At 28.3% G+C, this 12757-nt stretch carries 13 protein-coding genes; 8 read left to right on the top strand and 5 right to left on the bottom strand.

Annotated elements, in window-relative coordinates; genetic code table 11:
• Nucleotides 1-8: 8 nt before the first annotated feature.
• The 8 genes from JL105_RS10735 to JL105_RS10700 all read left to right on the top strand — a co-directional run bounded on the left by JL105_RS10735 (nt 9) and on the right by JL105_RS10700 (nt 9540).
• Nucleotides 9-164, top strand: coding sequence for a hypothetical protein (locus JL105_RS10735; protein WP_170169645.1), 156 nt, complete (start codon nt 9-11; stop codon nt 162-164).
• Nucleotides 165-563: 399 nt separating this feature from the next.
• Complete coding sequence (locus JL105_RS10730) at nt 564-1310, top strand: Fic family protein (RefSeq protein ID WP_132029008.1); 747 nt, start codon at nt 564-566, stop codon at nt 1308-1310.
• Nucleotides 1311-1455: 145 nt separating this feature from the next.
• Nucleotides 1456-1821: a BlaI/MecI/CopY family transcriptional regulator gene (locus JL105_RS10725; RefSeq protein WP_132029005.1), complete on the top strand. Its 366-nt coding sequence runs from the start codon at nt 1456-1458 to the stop codon at nt 1819-1821.
• 1 nt (nt 1822) lies between these two features.
• On the top strand, nt 1823-2869 hold the full coding sequence (locus tag JL105_RS10720) for a M56 family metallopeptidase (protein ID WP_132029002.1): 1047 nt from the start codon (nt 1823-1825) through the stop codon (nt 2867-2869).
• Nucleotides 2859-5468, top strand: a complete 2610-nt coding sequence (locus tag JL105_RS10715) for a DUF4830 domain-containing protein (protein ID WP_132028999.1) — start codon at nt 2859-2861, stop codon at nt 5466-5468. Before JL105_RS10720 ends, JL105_RS10715 begins: the two co-directional genes overlap by 11 nt.
• Before the next feature lie 342 nt (nt 5469-5810).
• A complete protein-coding gene (locus JL105_RS10710; RefSeq protein ID WP_132028996.1) occupies nt 5811-7565 on the top strand; it encodes a sigma-54 interaction domain-containing protein in 1755 nt (584 codons plus the stop codon).
• A gap of 216 nt (nt 7566-7781) precedes the next feature.
• Nucleotides 7782-9065, top strand: a complete 1284-nt coding sequence (locus JL105_RS10705; protein WP_237722280.1) for an L-cysteine desulfidase family protein — start codon at nt 7782-7784, stop codon at nt 9063-9065.
• Nucleotides 9066-9144: 79 nt separating this feature from the next.
• On the top strand, nt 9145-9540 hold the full coding sequence (locus JL105_RS10700; protein WP_170169644.1) for a secondary thiamine-phosphate synthase enzyme YjbQ: 396 nt from the start codon (nt 9145-9147) through the stop codon (nt 9538-9540).
• An 87-nt stretch (nt 9541-9627) separates the two neighbouring features.
• Here JL105_RS10700 and JL105_RS11600 read toward each other — a convergent pair whose 3' ends face one another.
• The 5 genes from JL105_RS11600 to JL105_RS10675 form a co-directional block, all read right to left on the bottom strand.
• Entirely contained in the window at nt 9628-9870 is a 243-nt protein-coding gene (locus JL105_RS11600) for a putative manganese transporter (RefSeq protein ID WP_273542382.1), read from the bottom strand.
• Nucleotides 9871-9923: 53 nt separating this feature from the next.
• Complete coding sequence (locus JL105_RS11595) at nt 9924-10235, bottom strand: putative manganese transporter (protein ID WP_420485361.1); 312 nt, start codon at nt 10233-10235, stop codon at nt 9924-9926.
• Nucleotides 10236-10399: 164 nt separating this feature from the next.
• Nucleotides 10400-10594 carry a putative manganese transporter gene (locus tag JL105_RS10685; protein ID WP_132028984.1) on the bottom strand — a complete coding sequence of 65 codons (195 nt, stop codon included), beginning with the start codon at nt 10592-10594 and terminating at the stop codon, nt 10400-10402.
• Between the two features lie 113 nt (nt 10595-10707).
• Nucleotides 10708-11781, bottom strand: coding sequence for an RNA polymerase sigma factor RpoD (rpoD, locus tag JL105_RS10680; RefSeq protein WP_132028981.1), 1074 nt, complete (start codon nt 11779-11781; stop codon nt 10708-10710).
• A gap of 154 nt (nt 11782-11935) precedes the next feature.
• A complete protein-coding gene (locus tag JL105_RS10675; protein WP_158280053.1) occupies nt 11936-12547 on the bottom strand; it encodes a GerMN domain-containing protein in 612 nt (203 codons plus the stop codon).
• Nucleotides 12548-12757 lie beyond the last annotated feature (210 nt).

Genomic DNA, 12757 nt, shown 5'->3' with positions numbered 1-12757 from the left:
TAGTAAAAATGAAAATAAATACATTAATAGCCATTGGAAATCTTATATATGTAGTCTATTCATTAGTAGATAGGTTTATTATGAGGATTCCAGATATAGTGGCAATTCCCATGATGATAATTGGAATTGCAATAATATTAGGTGGATTCGTTAAAATGCGTTAAAATGCGTAAGGATTATATGGGAGGGTAGATATAATTTATATTTAATATGTTCATAAGTAGGATTATGTGCCATTGGTAAATGGATTGACACATAGGTCAGCCTCTACAACAAAAAGGTTAAATTAAGGATACTGCCACCTCTATGATATAGAATATTCACAATTTAGGGGCAGACCTACGTGTTTGCACAGAAATTATAATTTGAATCATTTATATTATATCTAATAAAAACTTTTTTATGTTTTTATTGTAGACTAAAACTTTTTCTATATCAAAGTGTTGTAAAGTGTTATATGATATAATTTAATTAAAAGGTATTAGGAGAGCGAAGGATTTAGAGATTGATTTGGATGATATATTTTAGTAGGAATTCAAAATACTAAAAAAGGAAGTGAAACCATGGAACAGATTGAAAAACTAGACCTTTATCAGGATACTATCAAGGAATTAAGACCCTTTGAGGGGGAAATGCTTAAAGAGTTAAAAGAATTTTATCGTATAGGTTTGACCTGGACATCTAATGCATTGGAGGGGAATTCCTTAACTGAAAGTGAGACTAAAATTTTAATAGAAGATGGTTTGACTATTGGGGGCAAACCTCTTAGGGATGTATTTGAGGCTGTAGGCCATGCAGAAGCTTATGAATATATGTTTACATTACTTGAGAAAATGGAAATTACAGAGGAAAATATTCTTTGTTTGCATAAATTATTTTATCAAAATATAGATAGAAATTTTGCAGGAAAATATCGTGATATTCCCGTTTTTATTTCTGGTTCTAATTATCCAGTTACTAAGGTGGATAATATTCAAAGTGAAATGGATAATTTATGTCAGTGGATAAAAGCGGATAGAAGTAAATATCACCCAGTAGAATTTGCAGCTATCCTCCATAAAAAATTTGTTTTTATTTATCCTTTTAAAGATGGTAATGGAAGAGTAGCTAGGCTTTTAATGAATATAGCATTAATTCAGGATGGATTCCTACCAGTGATTATTCCCCCAATTTTACGAAATGAATATATTTCACTTCTTGAAAAAGCACATAAAGATGATGCACCTTTTATAGATTTTATCGTAGAAATGGAAATAGAATCTCAAAAAGACTTTTTAAAATTACTTCAAATACCATTGCCTAAATTATAAAAAGATTTCAGCTAATGTATAGAATTATTCTAAAATAAAAATTTAGAATGATTCTATTTTTATTTCAAAAATTCTTGACTTCATATTCTACATAATGTAAAATTAAATCAATACTACATATTGTAGAATAAAGGGAGTGTTTTTTATGAATATAGTTAAAATTTCAGATGCAGAATATGAAATAATGGAAATCATCTGGGCTGCAGAAGGTGAAGTTACTACAGCGGACATAATTGAAAAATTAGGAGAGAACAAATGGAAACATACTACTATACTTACCTTAGCCAGTCGATTGGTGGATAAAAATGTATTAAGTGTAAGGAAAGAAGGTAGAATCAATTATTATTCTCCTACTATAAGTAAAGATGAATATAAGTCCTATCAGGCAGATGATTTTTTAGAGGAAATGTATGGAGGTAGTGTAAAGTCTTTAGTAGCATCACTATATGATAATAAAAAAATTAGTGAGGAAGATATAAAGGAATTGCAAGACTGGATTAGGAGGGTGTAGTATGGGAATTTTAAAAACAGTATCTAGCATGTCTATTATTGGCAGTATTTTGTTTCTCATATTTCAAATAATAAAACCCTTAACTAAGAAAAATTTTAATGCATCTTGGTATTATAGAGTATCTATAATAATTTTGATCTTTTTTATTTTGCCAATAGGAAGCTTTATAAGTTTTCCTAGAATATCTAATGATTTTGTAACTGAGGTATCTCAAATAGATATTGGGAAAATTGGAGATTCAGAGATAGGAACTAAAGTGGAAGATATGGATCATATACCAGATACTAGAGATACAGATGAGAATTTTGTGCAAGAGGATTATAAATATAAAATGCAATCTGAAAAGTCTCCTATAGTAGAAACAAAAGAAAATAACCATATTAAAAAATATTTTGATAATTATTCCTACGAAGATATAATCTTATATATTTGGTTAATTGGCATGATTATTTTATTTTTATCAAAAATCATTCCATATATAAAATTCAAATCTACTGTTTTAAAAAATAGTATAAAGGTAGAAGATATTGAAATTCTAGAATTATTTAATCAATGTAAAAATGAATTAAATATAAATAGCAATATAAAATTAAAATACTGCCAATATATTGGTTCTCCTATGTTAATAGGAATATTTAATCCTATGATACTGATTCCCAATACAAATGAAGATAAGAATAGCCTAAAAATGATATTCTTACATGAATTAAATCATTATAAGAGAAAAGATATTATAATAAAAGCCTTTGGATTTTTCGTAAATATAATTCATTGGTTTAATCCAATAGTTTATCTATTATTAAGGGATATGGATAATTATTGTGAATGCTCAATTGATGAAAAAGTAGTAAAGGAAATGAAAATAGAAGATAGAAAATATACTTTAACCACTGCCATGAGTTCAAGTGGTGAGGAATTAAAATCTAGACTTGAAAATATGCTGTTTTTTAAAAAAGAGTTCCAAGAAAAGGATTATTATTTCTCTATTTGTAACAATTTTAATAATATCTTTTGGATTTACTATAGCCTGCAATATTATGCCAGCTAAGGCTGTAGATGAAAACAATTCCTTTGTGGTATATATTAAAGAAGATGGATTGTATTATTCATATTTAGATAATGGAGAGGAATTTAGAGTACATGAGGGAAAAGAATTTAGTTATCCTATTATTTCGAAAACAGGGATGTATATAGCCTATACTCATGGAACAGATCTATATGTATATGATTTTGAAAATGGAAATTTAGACAAATTAGCTAAGGAAATAGTATCCTATGATTGGATAGATGAAGATACTATAATCTATTCTACAGAGAAAGCAGGTTTTACTATACATGATATGAAACCTAAAAAAGGGATTCAAAGTTCAGAGGATTATATAGATGAATATTACTATGAAAATTTTAAGGTTTCTAAGGACGGAAGTATTTATGGCAATAGAATATCTAAATGGACTGTTGACAATGATAAATATGCCTATAATACTGGGATCGTAGAAATAATACTAGAAAAGAACGGTCAATTTAAAATAAATACAATAGTAGAAGGCAGAAAGTTTACAGATGATAAGCTGGGATATAGTCCTATTATATCTAAAATAACTGAAGACGGAAGATATATTTTTATTATGGAGAAATTTGCTTCAGGTTCACTAAGTGCAGATGGGATAGGCATAGGACTATATGATACAAAAGAAAAAATCCATATAGATTTTACTGATATATATGGAACTGAAGAAATGACATATGGAGAAGGTGATGAAGGTTTAGTTGTATTGCCCTTTGTTAGTAATGTAGCTATAAATCCTAAGGACAGTAATTTAATTGCTATAATTAAGGGTGGATTTAGGGAAAGGTTTATGAACAAAGAAGTAGTTTTATTTAATATCAATAAGGATAAATCCTACGAGATTATCAATATTATGGAAAAGGACTTGGTGGCTATGACTCCTAGTTTTACTTTGGATGGGGATAAATTATTATATTCAGCTACTAAGGCTATAGATCCTCACAGTATAACTGATTTTAATCAAGCATATAAAGACTGGGAAAATCAACCCCATAATATTTATGAATATGACTTAAAAAATTCCCAAGTAAGAAAGTTAACAAAGGGAAATGAATTTGATTTCATGCCTATAAATATATCTAAAGATGAGATATTAATCTGTAGGTTAAAAGATAATGGGTACAGCAGTTTAATAAAAATTATTGGTGAAAAGGAAGAAATCTTTGCAGATGATGTATGGAGATCACAATCATTGATTTTGTTCCCGCTTATAGATAATTTAGACTATATTAAATATGCTATAGATGATGGCAAAGGGAATATAGTTGTATCAAGTATAAACAGGGAACAAGCTGATAGTATAATAGTATCAGTAATGGGACATAAAACTTTGCATATAGCTAAGAACAAGAAACGTTTTAAGGAATTTTATAATGTTTTTGTTCAGGAGGATAATTTAGAAAGCCAGGACACAAATAATATTAAAAATATAGAAATAATATTTAATGAGGATAATAATTATTTCGACAATAAAGGGCCTATATCTATTACAGATAAAAAAATGATAAATGATATTGTAGGTATGCTAGACGAAAGTCAACCAATCCAGGATGATGAAAAAATGAACAATATAAGGGACATGGCTTATAAAGATAATAAACTAATCCTTACTGATATTGATAATGAAAAAAGTGAAATTAAATTTACTTTTGACACCTTATATGAAATAGGTTTTATAGAAATGGATGGAGAAAAACTAGAGCCAAAGTACGATTTTTTTAGATATATTTTAGACTTAATTGAATATGGGAAATATGAAACTAATATTAACAGCGAAGTGGTTGAATTATTCAAAAAATATAATTGGACTATTGATTATAGAGTAAATACTATAAAAGAAAAATTACCCTCTGATTTGAAACACGAAGCAGGGGAACATCCTATAAAAATATATTGGGCCTATAATAATGAATTGTCTAAAAGTATAGGATTTGATTTTAGCAAATATTTAGGCGATACCGTAGTGGCAGAAATTTACACATTAAGAGAACCACTTCCTGAATATATGAAACCAATGCTTAATGCAAGGGGTATTGTATTAAAAAAAGATGGAAAGATTATAGGGGCATATATAGACGCTGGGAGACATGAGTCTTTTGCTTGTTCTCTTAATAGGAAGAGTTTAGAAGATATAGTAAATGAAGATTGGGATGAATGGATTAAAGATTATATTGACTATGATAACAAACTAGAAAAAGAAATAGCACAACTGAGTCCTGAAGGGGTAATAAAGACATATTTTGAAGCTCTAAATTCCCATAATGTAAAAAGAGCAAAGGCTTGTCTAGCTAGAACAAAGTCAAATATAAATTTGGATTTATCTGCTAATATGAGTAATTATGAACTTTATAATAAAAAGGCAGAGGATTATTATAATAATATTAAAAGTGTAAATTTATTGGAAATAAAAAAGTTAGATAAAGAAAACGAAGATTCCAATACATTAAGTTATAGAGCAACGGCTGATTATAAATATAAAAAGATGATAGTTCATGAAGATGGGGTCTTGCCATATACAGTATTATTAAAAAAGGAAACTAAAAATGGAGGATGGAAAATCCAGGATATAGGTTTTTAAAATCCTAAAAATAAGCTTACTTTTACATTTTCTACTATGGATAATCCTTCCCTAATGATGAATACTTTGAAGAAGAAATAAAAAAAGAAAGAGATAAAAAGGAAAGAGAAGATATATAGCTATTTCTGCTGTTTAGAAGAATAAGGAAACCAGATTATGAAAGATTTAAAAGAGGAAAATGAAAGGGCTTTGCGATATTATAGAGGGTCTACCTACTATTGAGAAACATTTATAATTTTAATCTTCTTTATTTTGCCAATAGGAAGTTTTATAAATTTTCTTAGGATTTTCGTGTGATATAATATATATCATACAATAGCTTTATCTATCGGAGGAGATAGAATGAATTTATTTAATATCCAGAAGTCAACTCAAGAAGTAGCAGAAGCTATTTCAGCAGTTTTAAATGTAGATGTAACCATTGTAGACATACATTTAAACAGGGTAGCTGCTACGGGAGAGTATAAAAATTTAATAGGACGAAGTTTACCTAAAAATTGTGCATTTGAATCCATTGCTAATAAGAGAAAACCTGAGTTCATAGACAATCCCAACATAAGTCAAAAATGTAAAGGGTGTAGTCTAAGAGGAAGCTGTGCGGAAATGGCAACAGTTGGTTACCCTATATTAAATGGTGAGGACTTATTAGGGGTAATAGGGCTTATAGCTTTCAATATGGAGCAAAAAAAGAAACTTCAAAGGGAATATAATTCATTAATAGTTTTTTTAAGTAAATTAGGCGATCTATTGGCTGGTAATCTAAAGTATGCAAACACAATAATAAATTTAAAAATTCAAACAGAAGAAACAAAAAAGATAATAGACGGACTGGGCAATGGGATTATTTGTACTGATAACTTGGGAAACATAAAATTTGTCAATTCTAAAGCAGAAGACTATTTAAAAATAGATAGCAATAATATTATAAACAAGTCTATATTTGAAATAATTCCTAGTTTACAGTTAAATTTTAAGGAGTACATTCCGATTGAAACTAAACTTACTATAGATAACAAAAGAGAAAGTTTTGTTATAAAGATAATTCCAGTAATGATACAAGATAAAAAAGTAAGCAATATAATAGAGATCCATGAAACTTTTAATATGGTAAAGAGTGCTTTTACTCTATTAGAAGGACAAAATAACATTAGTTTTGATGATATAATTGGAGATAGTCCTAAAATGTTAAAATCAAAGGAAATGTCCGAAAGAGTTGCAACAAGTAAATCTAGTATACTCCTTAGAGGTGAGAGTGGTACGGGAAAGGAGTTATTTGCTAGGGCTATACACAATTCAAGCAATAGGAAAAACGCTCCCTTTGTGGCTATTAATTGTGCTTCTATTCCTGATAATTTATTAGAAGCAGAATTATTCGGATATGAAGGAGGTGCTTTTACTGGTGCGAAAAAGACAGGACAGATGGGAAAGTTTGAACTAGCCAATGAAGGAACCTTATTTTTAGACGAAATAGGAGATCTTCCTATACACTTACAGCCTAAATTATTAAGGGTTCTTCAAGAAGAAGCTTTTATGCGAGTAGGAGGCAGGGAGCTTATTCCAGTTAATTTTAGATTAATAGCTGCTACCAATAGAAATTTAGAAGATATGATATCTAAAGGAGAATTTAGAGAAGATTTATACTATAGATTAAATGTTATACCTATACATATACCTCCTTTAAGGGAGAGAATAGGAGATATAGAAAAGTTAAGTAATTATTTTATTAATAAGTATTGCAAAAAACTTAATAAGGATTTAAAATATTTTTCCAAAGAAGTAAAGGAAGCTTTTAGTAGATATAATTGGCCTGGTAATGTAAGAGAATTAGAAAATGTAATAGAATATTTAGTAAACGTGGTAAATAGTAGAGAAATTAAATTAGAAAATCTACCTTATAACATAAAACAATATTTTAAAGGTAACAATGCTAAAAAGGATAGCTTAAAAGAAATTATGGATGATTATGAGAAGAATATATTAAAATCCTATTTAGAAGCTTATGGTAATACAACTAAGGATAAAGAAAAAATTGCTTCAATATTGGAAATTGATTTGTCAACATTATATAGAAAATTAAATAAACATAATTTGCAATAATGCAAATGATTTTGCAATAATGCAAATTATATTTCGAATATTAATTTAATGCATCAATGGAGGTAAAAATTTTCACAGGTATTTGCATTAATGAGAATTTTTTATTTCCATTAAAAAGTGAATATGTGATGGATACTTAGATATAGAGCTTTTTTATAATTGGTATGATTTTTGCATCATCCTATATATAAATTATTTATGAGGATGGTGTTAAAATTGAATAATAAAATTATTGATAACATAGTAAGAATTATTAAACAAGAGTCGATCCCTGCACTGGGGTGTACTGAACCCATTGCTGTAGCTTTAGCAGGAGCAGCAGCGAGAGAATATATAACAGGTGAAATAGAAGAAGTAAATGTATTTGTAAGTAAAAATATATTTAAAAATGGGAAATTTGTTAAGATACCTAATACAAATAGTTGGGGATTGGATTTAGCAGCTTTATTAGGAATATTAGGAGGAAGTAAAGATTATGGGCTTATGGTATTAAATGAAATAGATGAAAAAGTTACTAAAGAGGCACATCAGATGATAAAGGACAATAAAATAGAAGTAAAATATGTAGAAGAAGTACCAGATGTATTTGTAGATATAATTATCACCACTTCTAATGAACAAATAGAAGTAATATTAAAGGATAGCCATGATCATATTGAGGAAATTAAAGTTAATGGGAAAGTTATGTTTCAGGATAAAATGGAGGAAAGTAGTAAAAAAACTTGTGATTTTTTAAAGGAACTTACTTTTAAAGAGATGAGAAATATATGTGAGATTGTTCCTATTGAAGATTTAGAGTTTATAGAAGCTGGAATTGAGCTAAATAAAAAAGCAGCGGAAAAAGGAATATGTTGGGAAAGTGGAGCAAAAGTTGGATATACTTTAAATAAACTTCAGCAAAAAGGCATAATATCAAAGAATCCTCCAACTCAAGCAAGGATATTAACAGCAGCAGCTGCTGATATTAGAATGGGTGGAGGAAATTGTCCTATAATGACTAGCTCAGGGAGTGGAAATCAAGGATTGGGAGTTGTATTACCTATTATAGTAGTAGCAGAATGGGAAAAAGTTGAAGAAGAAAGGCTTGTAAGAGCAGTGTTTTTTGCCCATATGATAAATAGATATATAAAGGCATATACAGGAAAATTATCAGCTATGTGTGGCTGTGCTATTGCAGCAGGAATTGGTGCTAGTGGAGGAATTACATGGCTTTTAGGAGGAAATGATTTGCAAATAGAAGGAGCATGTCAAAATATGCTAGCAAATTTAACTGGAATGATATGTGATGGGGCTAAAGAAACCTGTTCTTTAAAGCTATCCACTTCTGCAGAAGAAGCAGTTATTTCGGCTTATTTAGCAATGGAAAATATTATAGTAAAATCAAATGTAGGTATTATTGGAGACACAATAGAAGGAACTATAAAAAATTTAGAAATTTTATGTAAAGAAAGTTTCCCTTATGTGGATTCAACAATAATTAAAATATTAGAAGATATGTAGTAAAGAAATTATTGTTATCTTAACAGAGAAGAAATATTCCTATTTATAAGTTTTAAAGGAGGCGAATATAAAGCGAAAGATGATAGAATATAGTATACAAACTAATAAACCTCAAGAATTTATTGATATTACTGATATTGTTCAAAAGGAAATTAAAAAAAGTGGAGTAGAAGAAGGATTAGTGGTAATAGCAGTGCCTCATACTACTGCAGGTATCACAATTAATGAGAATGCTGATCCTGATGTTATACATGATATATTAGATAGTTTAAATAATGTATTCCCAGTATCAGGAAACTATAGGCATGTGGAAGGCAATTCTCATGCTCATATAAAAGCTTCTCTGATGGGTTCTTCATGTAGTGTGATAATAGAGGGTGGGAAATTAAATCTTGGTATATGGCAAGGGATTTATTTCTGCGAATTTGATGGACCAAGAAATAGAAAAATAAATATACAAATTATAAAAGGATAGCTAATTAAACAATTTTTAAATAAATTTATTAAATTTCATAAATAAACATAACCACTTAAAAATGTTTAAGTGGTTATGTTTATTTATTTAAAAAAAGTTAATTTCGATAAAATAAGCTATTAATCCTGTTATAATTGCAGGTATAGTAGTGAGTATAGTAGCCCATAAGGCAGATTTTTTATCTATTGCTATTAAAGGGAATAGTGCATCTCCGTCTTGAGATATAGCATTGGCTAAAAGGGCTGCAAATGGAATTAAGCCTTTAGTATACAAGGTAACAAATATTATTTGAGGACCACATCCTGGAATTATGCCTACCAATATTCCTATTATTACTGCAGATAGTCCAGTTTGAGTTAAAAATGAAGTGATTAATTTTTCACCTATTGCATAGTTTCCCTTACTAATGCAATTATAAACAATTCATAGGCTAAATATGCTAGAAAGACCCATGTGGCAACAAATGCAGTTTCTTGAGCATTATGTATTATAGTTTCTTTTAAGTTTAATGCTTTTAATTCAGCTTCTTCATGAGTATCATCTTGAATAAATTTTTTACTCATTATCATCATAATTATGGAGAAAAGCGTCCCTAATACACCAAATATAGTACTTAAATTAGTTATTAATAAGTTGTTCAAATTTATTTGAAATAAATCTAATATGGCAAGTATAAGCCCTAAAACTATTACTATCCAATATATTCCATAGACACTATGGGTAAATTTATATGCTAATGTATCTTTTTTTTGATGTCCTCTAATAGTATGATGTAAAATAAAATCTATTTCATCACCTTCTTCATGTCCTATATGTTTTAAAGGTTTTACCGTATTATTTAACTCTTTATGATTTAATTCTATGGGGTAAGACCTAATAATGCTCCAATTATAGGTTGAATTTTTTTGGAACTTTCTATTTTATTTACCAATTTTCCAGATAGTTTATAGTTAATATATCCAAATAATAATAAAACTGCTCCTACAAATACTGTAACTTGTAAAAAAGAATTTTCTGCACTATATATTATTAATTTTAATATTTCTTTAAACAATGAATTGCCTCCTTTTTTAAAATAGTATAATTATCCATTATAGACCCATATATGATGATTTTATATTATTTTAAATTTAAAATAAAACAAGGAATGGTTAACCATTCCTTGTTTTATTCTTCTAAATAATCTTTTAATTTTCTACTTCTACTTGGGTGTTTAAGTTTTCTTAGGGCTTTTGCTTCAATTTGTCGTATTCTTTCTCTAGTTATATCAAATACGTTCCCTACTTCTTCTAAAGTTCTAGTTCTGCCATCGTCTAAACCAAATCTTAATCTTAATACTTGTTGTTCTCTAGGAGTTAATGTATCTAATACTTCTAGTAATTGTTCTTTTAACATTATTTGGGTAGTAACTGCATCTGGAGATTCAATATGATCGTCTTCTATAAAATCTCCTAATTGACTATCTTCTTCTTCTCCTATAGGAGTTTCCAAAGATATGGGTTTTTGTGCTATTCTAATCATATCTATTACTTTATCTACTTCAACGTTCATTTGTTCTGCTATTTCTTCTGGAGTTGGTTCTCTTCCTAGTTCTTGTACTAATTGTCTTTGTATCCTTGTGAGTTTATTTATATTTTCAATCATATGAACTGGCACTCTTATAGTTCTACCTTGATCTGCGATAGATCTTGTAATAGATTGTCTTATCCACCAAGTAGCATAAGTGCTAAATTTATATCCTTTAGTATAATCAAATTTTTCTACTGCTTTAATGAGGCCTAGATTTCCTTCTTGAATTAAGTCTAAAAAAGACATGCCTCTACCTATATATTTTTTAGCAATGCTAACGACTAGTCTTAAATTAGCTTCTGCTAATTCTTTCTTTGCAGATTCGTCACCAGCTTCAATTCTCTTAGCAAGTTCTACTTCTTCTTCTTTTGTAAGCAGAGGAATTTTACCTATTTCTTTTAAATACATTTTAACAGGATCTCCAACATCTATTCCTTTGTTTGCATTAACATTAGTTTTTGTATCCTTTTTTTCATCCTTTTTTTCTTCTATGTCTTCATCTACTATATCAATACCTATTTCTTCTAATGTTTGATATAATTCATCTATTTGTTCAGCATCAAGTTCTATATCTTCAAAACAATTCATTATTTCATCATAAGTGAGAAATCCATTTTTTTTACCCGTTTCAATTAGTTTTTTTACATCTTTTCTTTTTTCTTCTTTAATCATATCTATGTTATCGTTTTTTATTTATAATCTCTCCTTTCTATAAGGATATTTTGTAATTAAAACGATTTATTTATGCTTTTATTATTTATATTATCATAATAAGGTGTTTAATTGTATTAAAACCTCTTTCTAGGGATATTCCTTGAAGGAGGTTTTAATATTGCAAACTTTCAAAGGGTTCTGTTATATCAAAATGACCCATCAAAGATTCTGCCTTTTCCCCATCTATTAAGAATTGCACTCTTTTTATATTATCAAGTTCTAAAAGGCTACCTACTATTTGATTTATTGTAAAAGTTTCTTCCATAGAGCTGCCGTATAAGTCTTCCTGTGAGAAGTTTACAAAGGCAGTATTATCAGATACTTCTACTCCCAATATTTTTACATTTGCAGGTATTAATGTGCTTAAATTATCATCTTTAGGTCCTTTTATCAATTCTTGTACAATGGTTTCTTCTAAGGATATGTCACCATATTTAACAATTCTTTTTTCTGGAATGAGCTTTTCTAAATTTTCATCCCCAGTATTTATATATTCATTATTTACGAAGTATAAAATAACTTCCTTTTTTTCATAATCAGCTTTTGGACTAGATTCTTCTACTTGTATTTGACTTTTTTCTTCGGTAGTATTTTCTTTCCTTTCATCAATTATATTATCTTGTTCTTTTTCTATATTATTTTTTGTTGGTTTATTATTGGCGTTGCAAGCTACTAAACTTACTGTAAGTAAAACAATTAAAAGTATAGTAAATATTTTTTTCAATTTATTCACTCCTTGTAGCAATATATTTGAATTGTTTTAAAAAATTGTTCCTCTTATGATAATAACATATTTTCTTTGCTCATTTCAACCTTTCTTAAATTATTTTAATATATTATTTTACCAATAGCATGAATAAAATACTTGAATATGAAAACAAATGGATTTATATAATAATACACAGATAAGTGCTATAATATAAAAAAGGAATTA

Origin of the sequence: Keratinibaculum paraultunense (genome assembly GCF_016767175.1) — a bacterium.
Classification (GTDB): Bacteria; Bacillota; Clostridia; order Tissierellales; family Tepidimicrobiaceae; genus Keratinibaculum; species Keratinibaculum paraultunense.
This window is presented reverse-complemented; position numbering and strand designations above follow the sequence as displayed.

What these genes read in the sequence shown, in the direction of transcription:
- JL105_RS10735 (WP_170169645.1), top strand. Translation starts at nt 9, where the DNA reads ATGAAAATAAATACATTAATAGCCATTGGAAATCTTATATATGTAGTC.
- JL105_RS10730 (WP_132029008.1), top strand. Translation starts at nt 564, where the DNA reads ATGGAACAGATTGAAAAACTAGACCTTTATCAGGATACTATCAAGGAA.
- JL105_RS10725 (WP_132029005.1), top strand. Translation starts at nt 1,456, where the DNA reads ATGAATATAGTTAAAATTTCAGATGCAGAATATGAAATAATGGAAATC.
- JL105_RS10720 (WP_132029002.1), top strand. Translation starts at nt 1,823, where the DNA reads ATGGGAATTTTAAAAACAGTATCTAGCATGTCTATTATTGGCAGTATT.
- JL105_RS10715 (WP_132028999.1), top strand. Translation starts at nt 2,859, where the DNA reads ATGCCAGCTAAGGCTGTAGATGAAAACAATTCCTTTGTGGTATATATT.
- JL105_RS10710 (WP_132028996.1), top strand. Translation starts at nt 5,811, where the DNA reads ATGAATTTATTTAATATCCAGAAGTCAACTCAAGAAGTAGCAGAAGCT.
- JL105_RS10700 (WP_170169644.1), top strand. Translation starts at nt 9,145, where the DNA reads ATGATAGAATATAGTATACAAACTAATAAACCTCAAGAATTTATTGAT.
- rpoD (WP_132028981.1), bottom strand. Translation starts at nt 11,781, where the DNA reads ATGATTAAAGAAGAAAAAAGAAAAGATGTAAAAAAACTAATTGAAACG.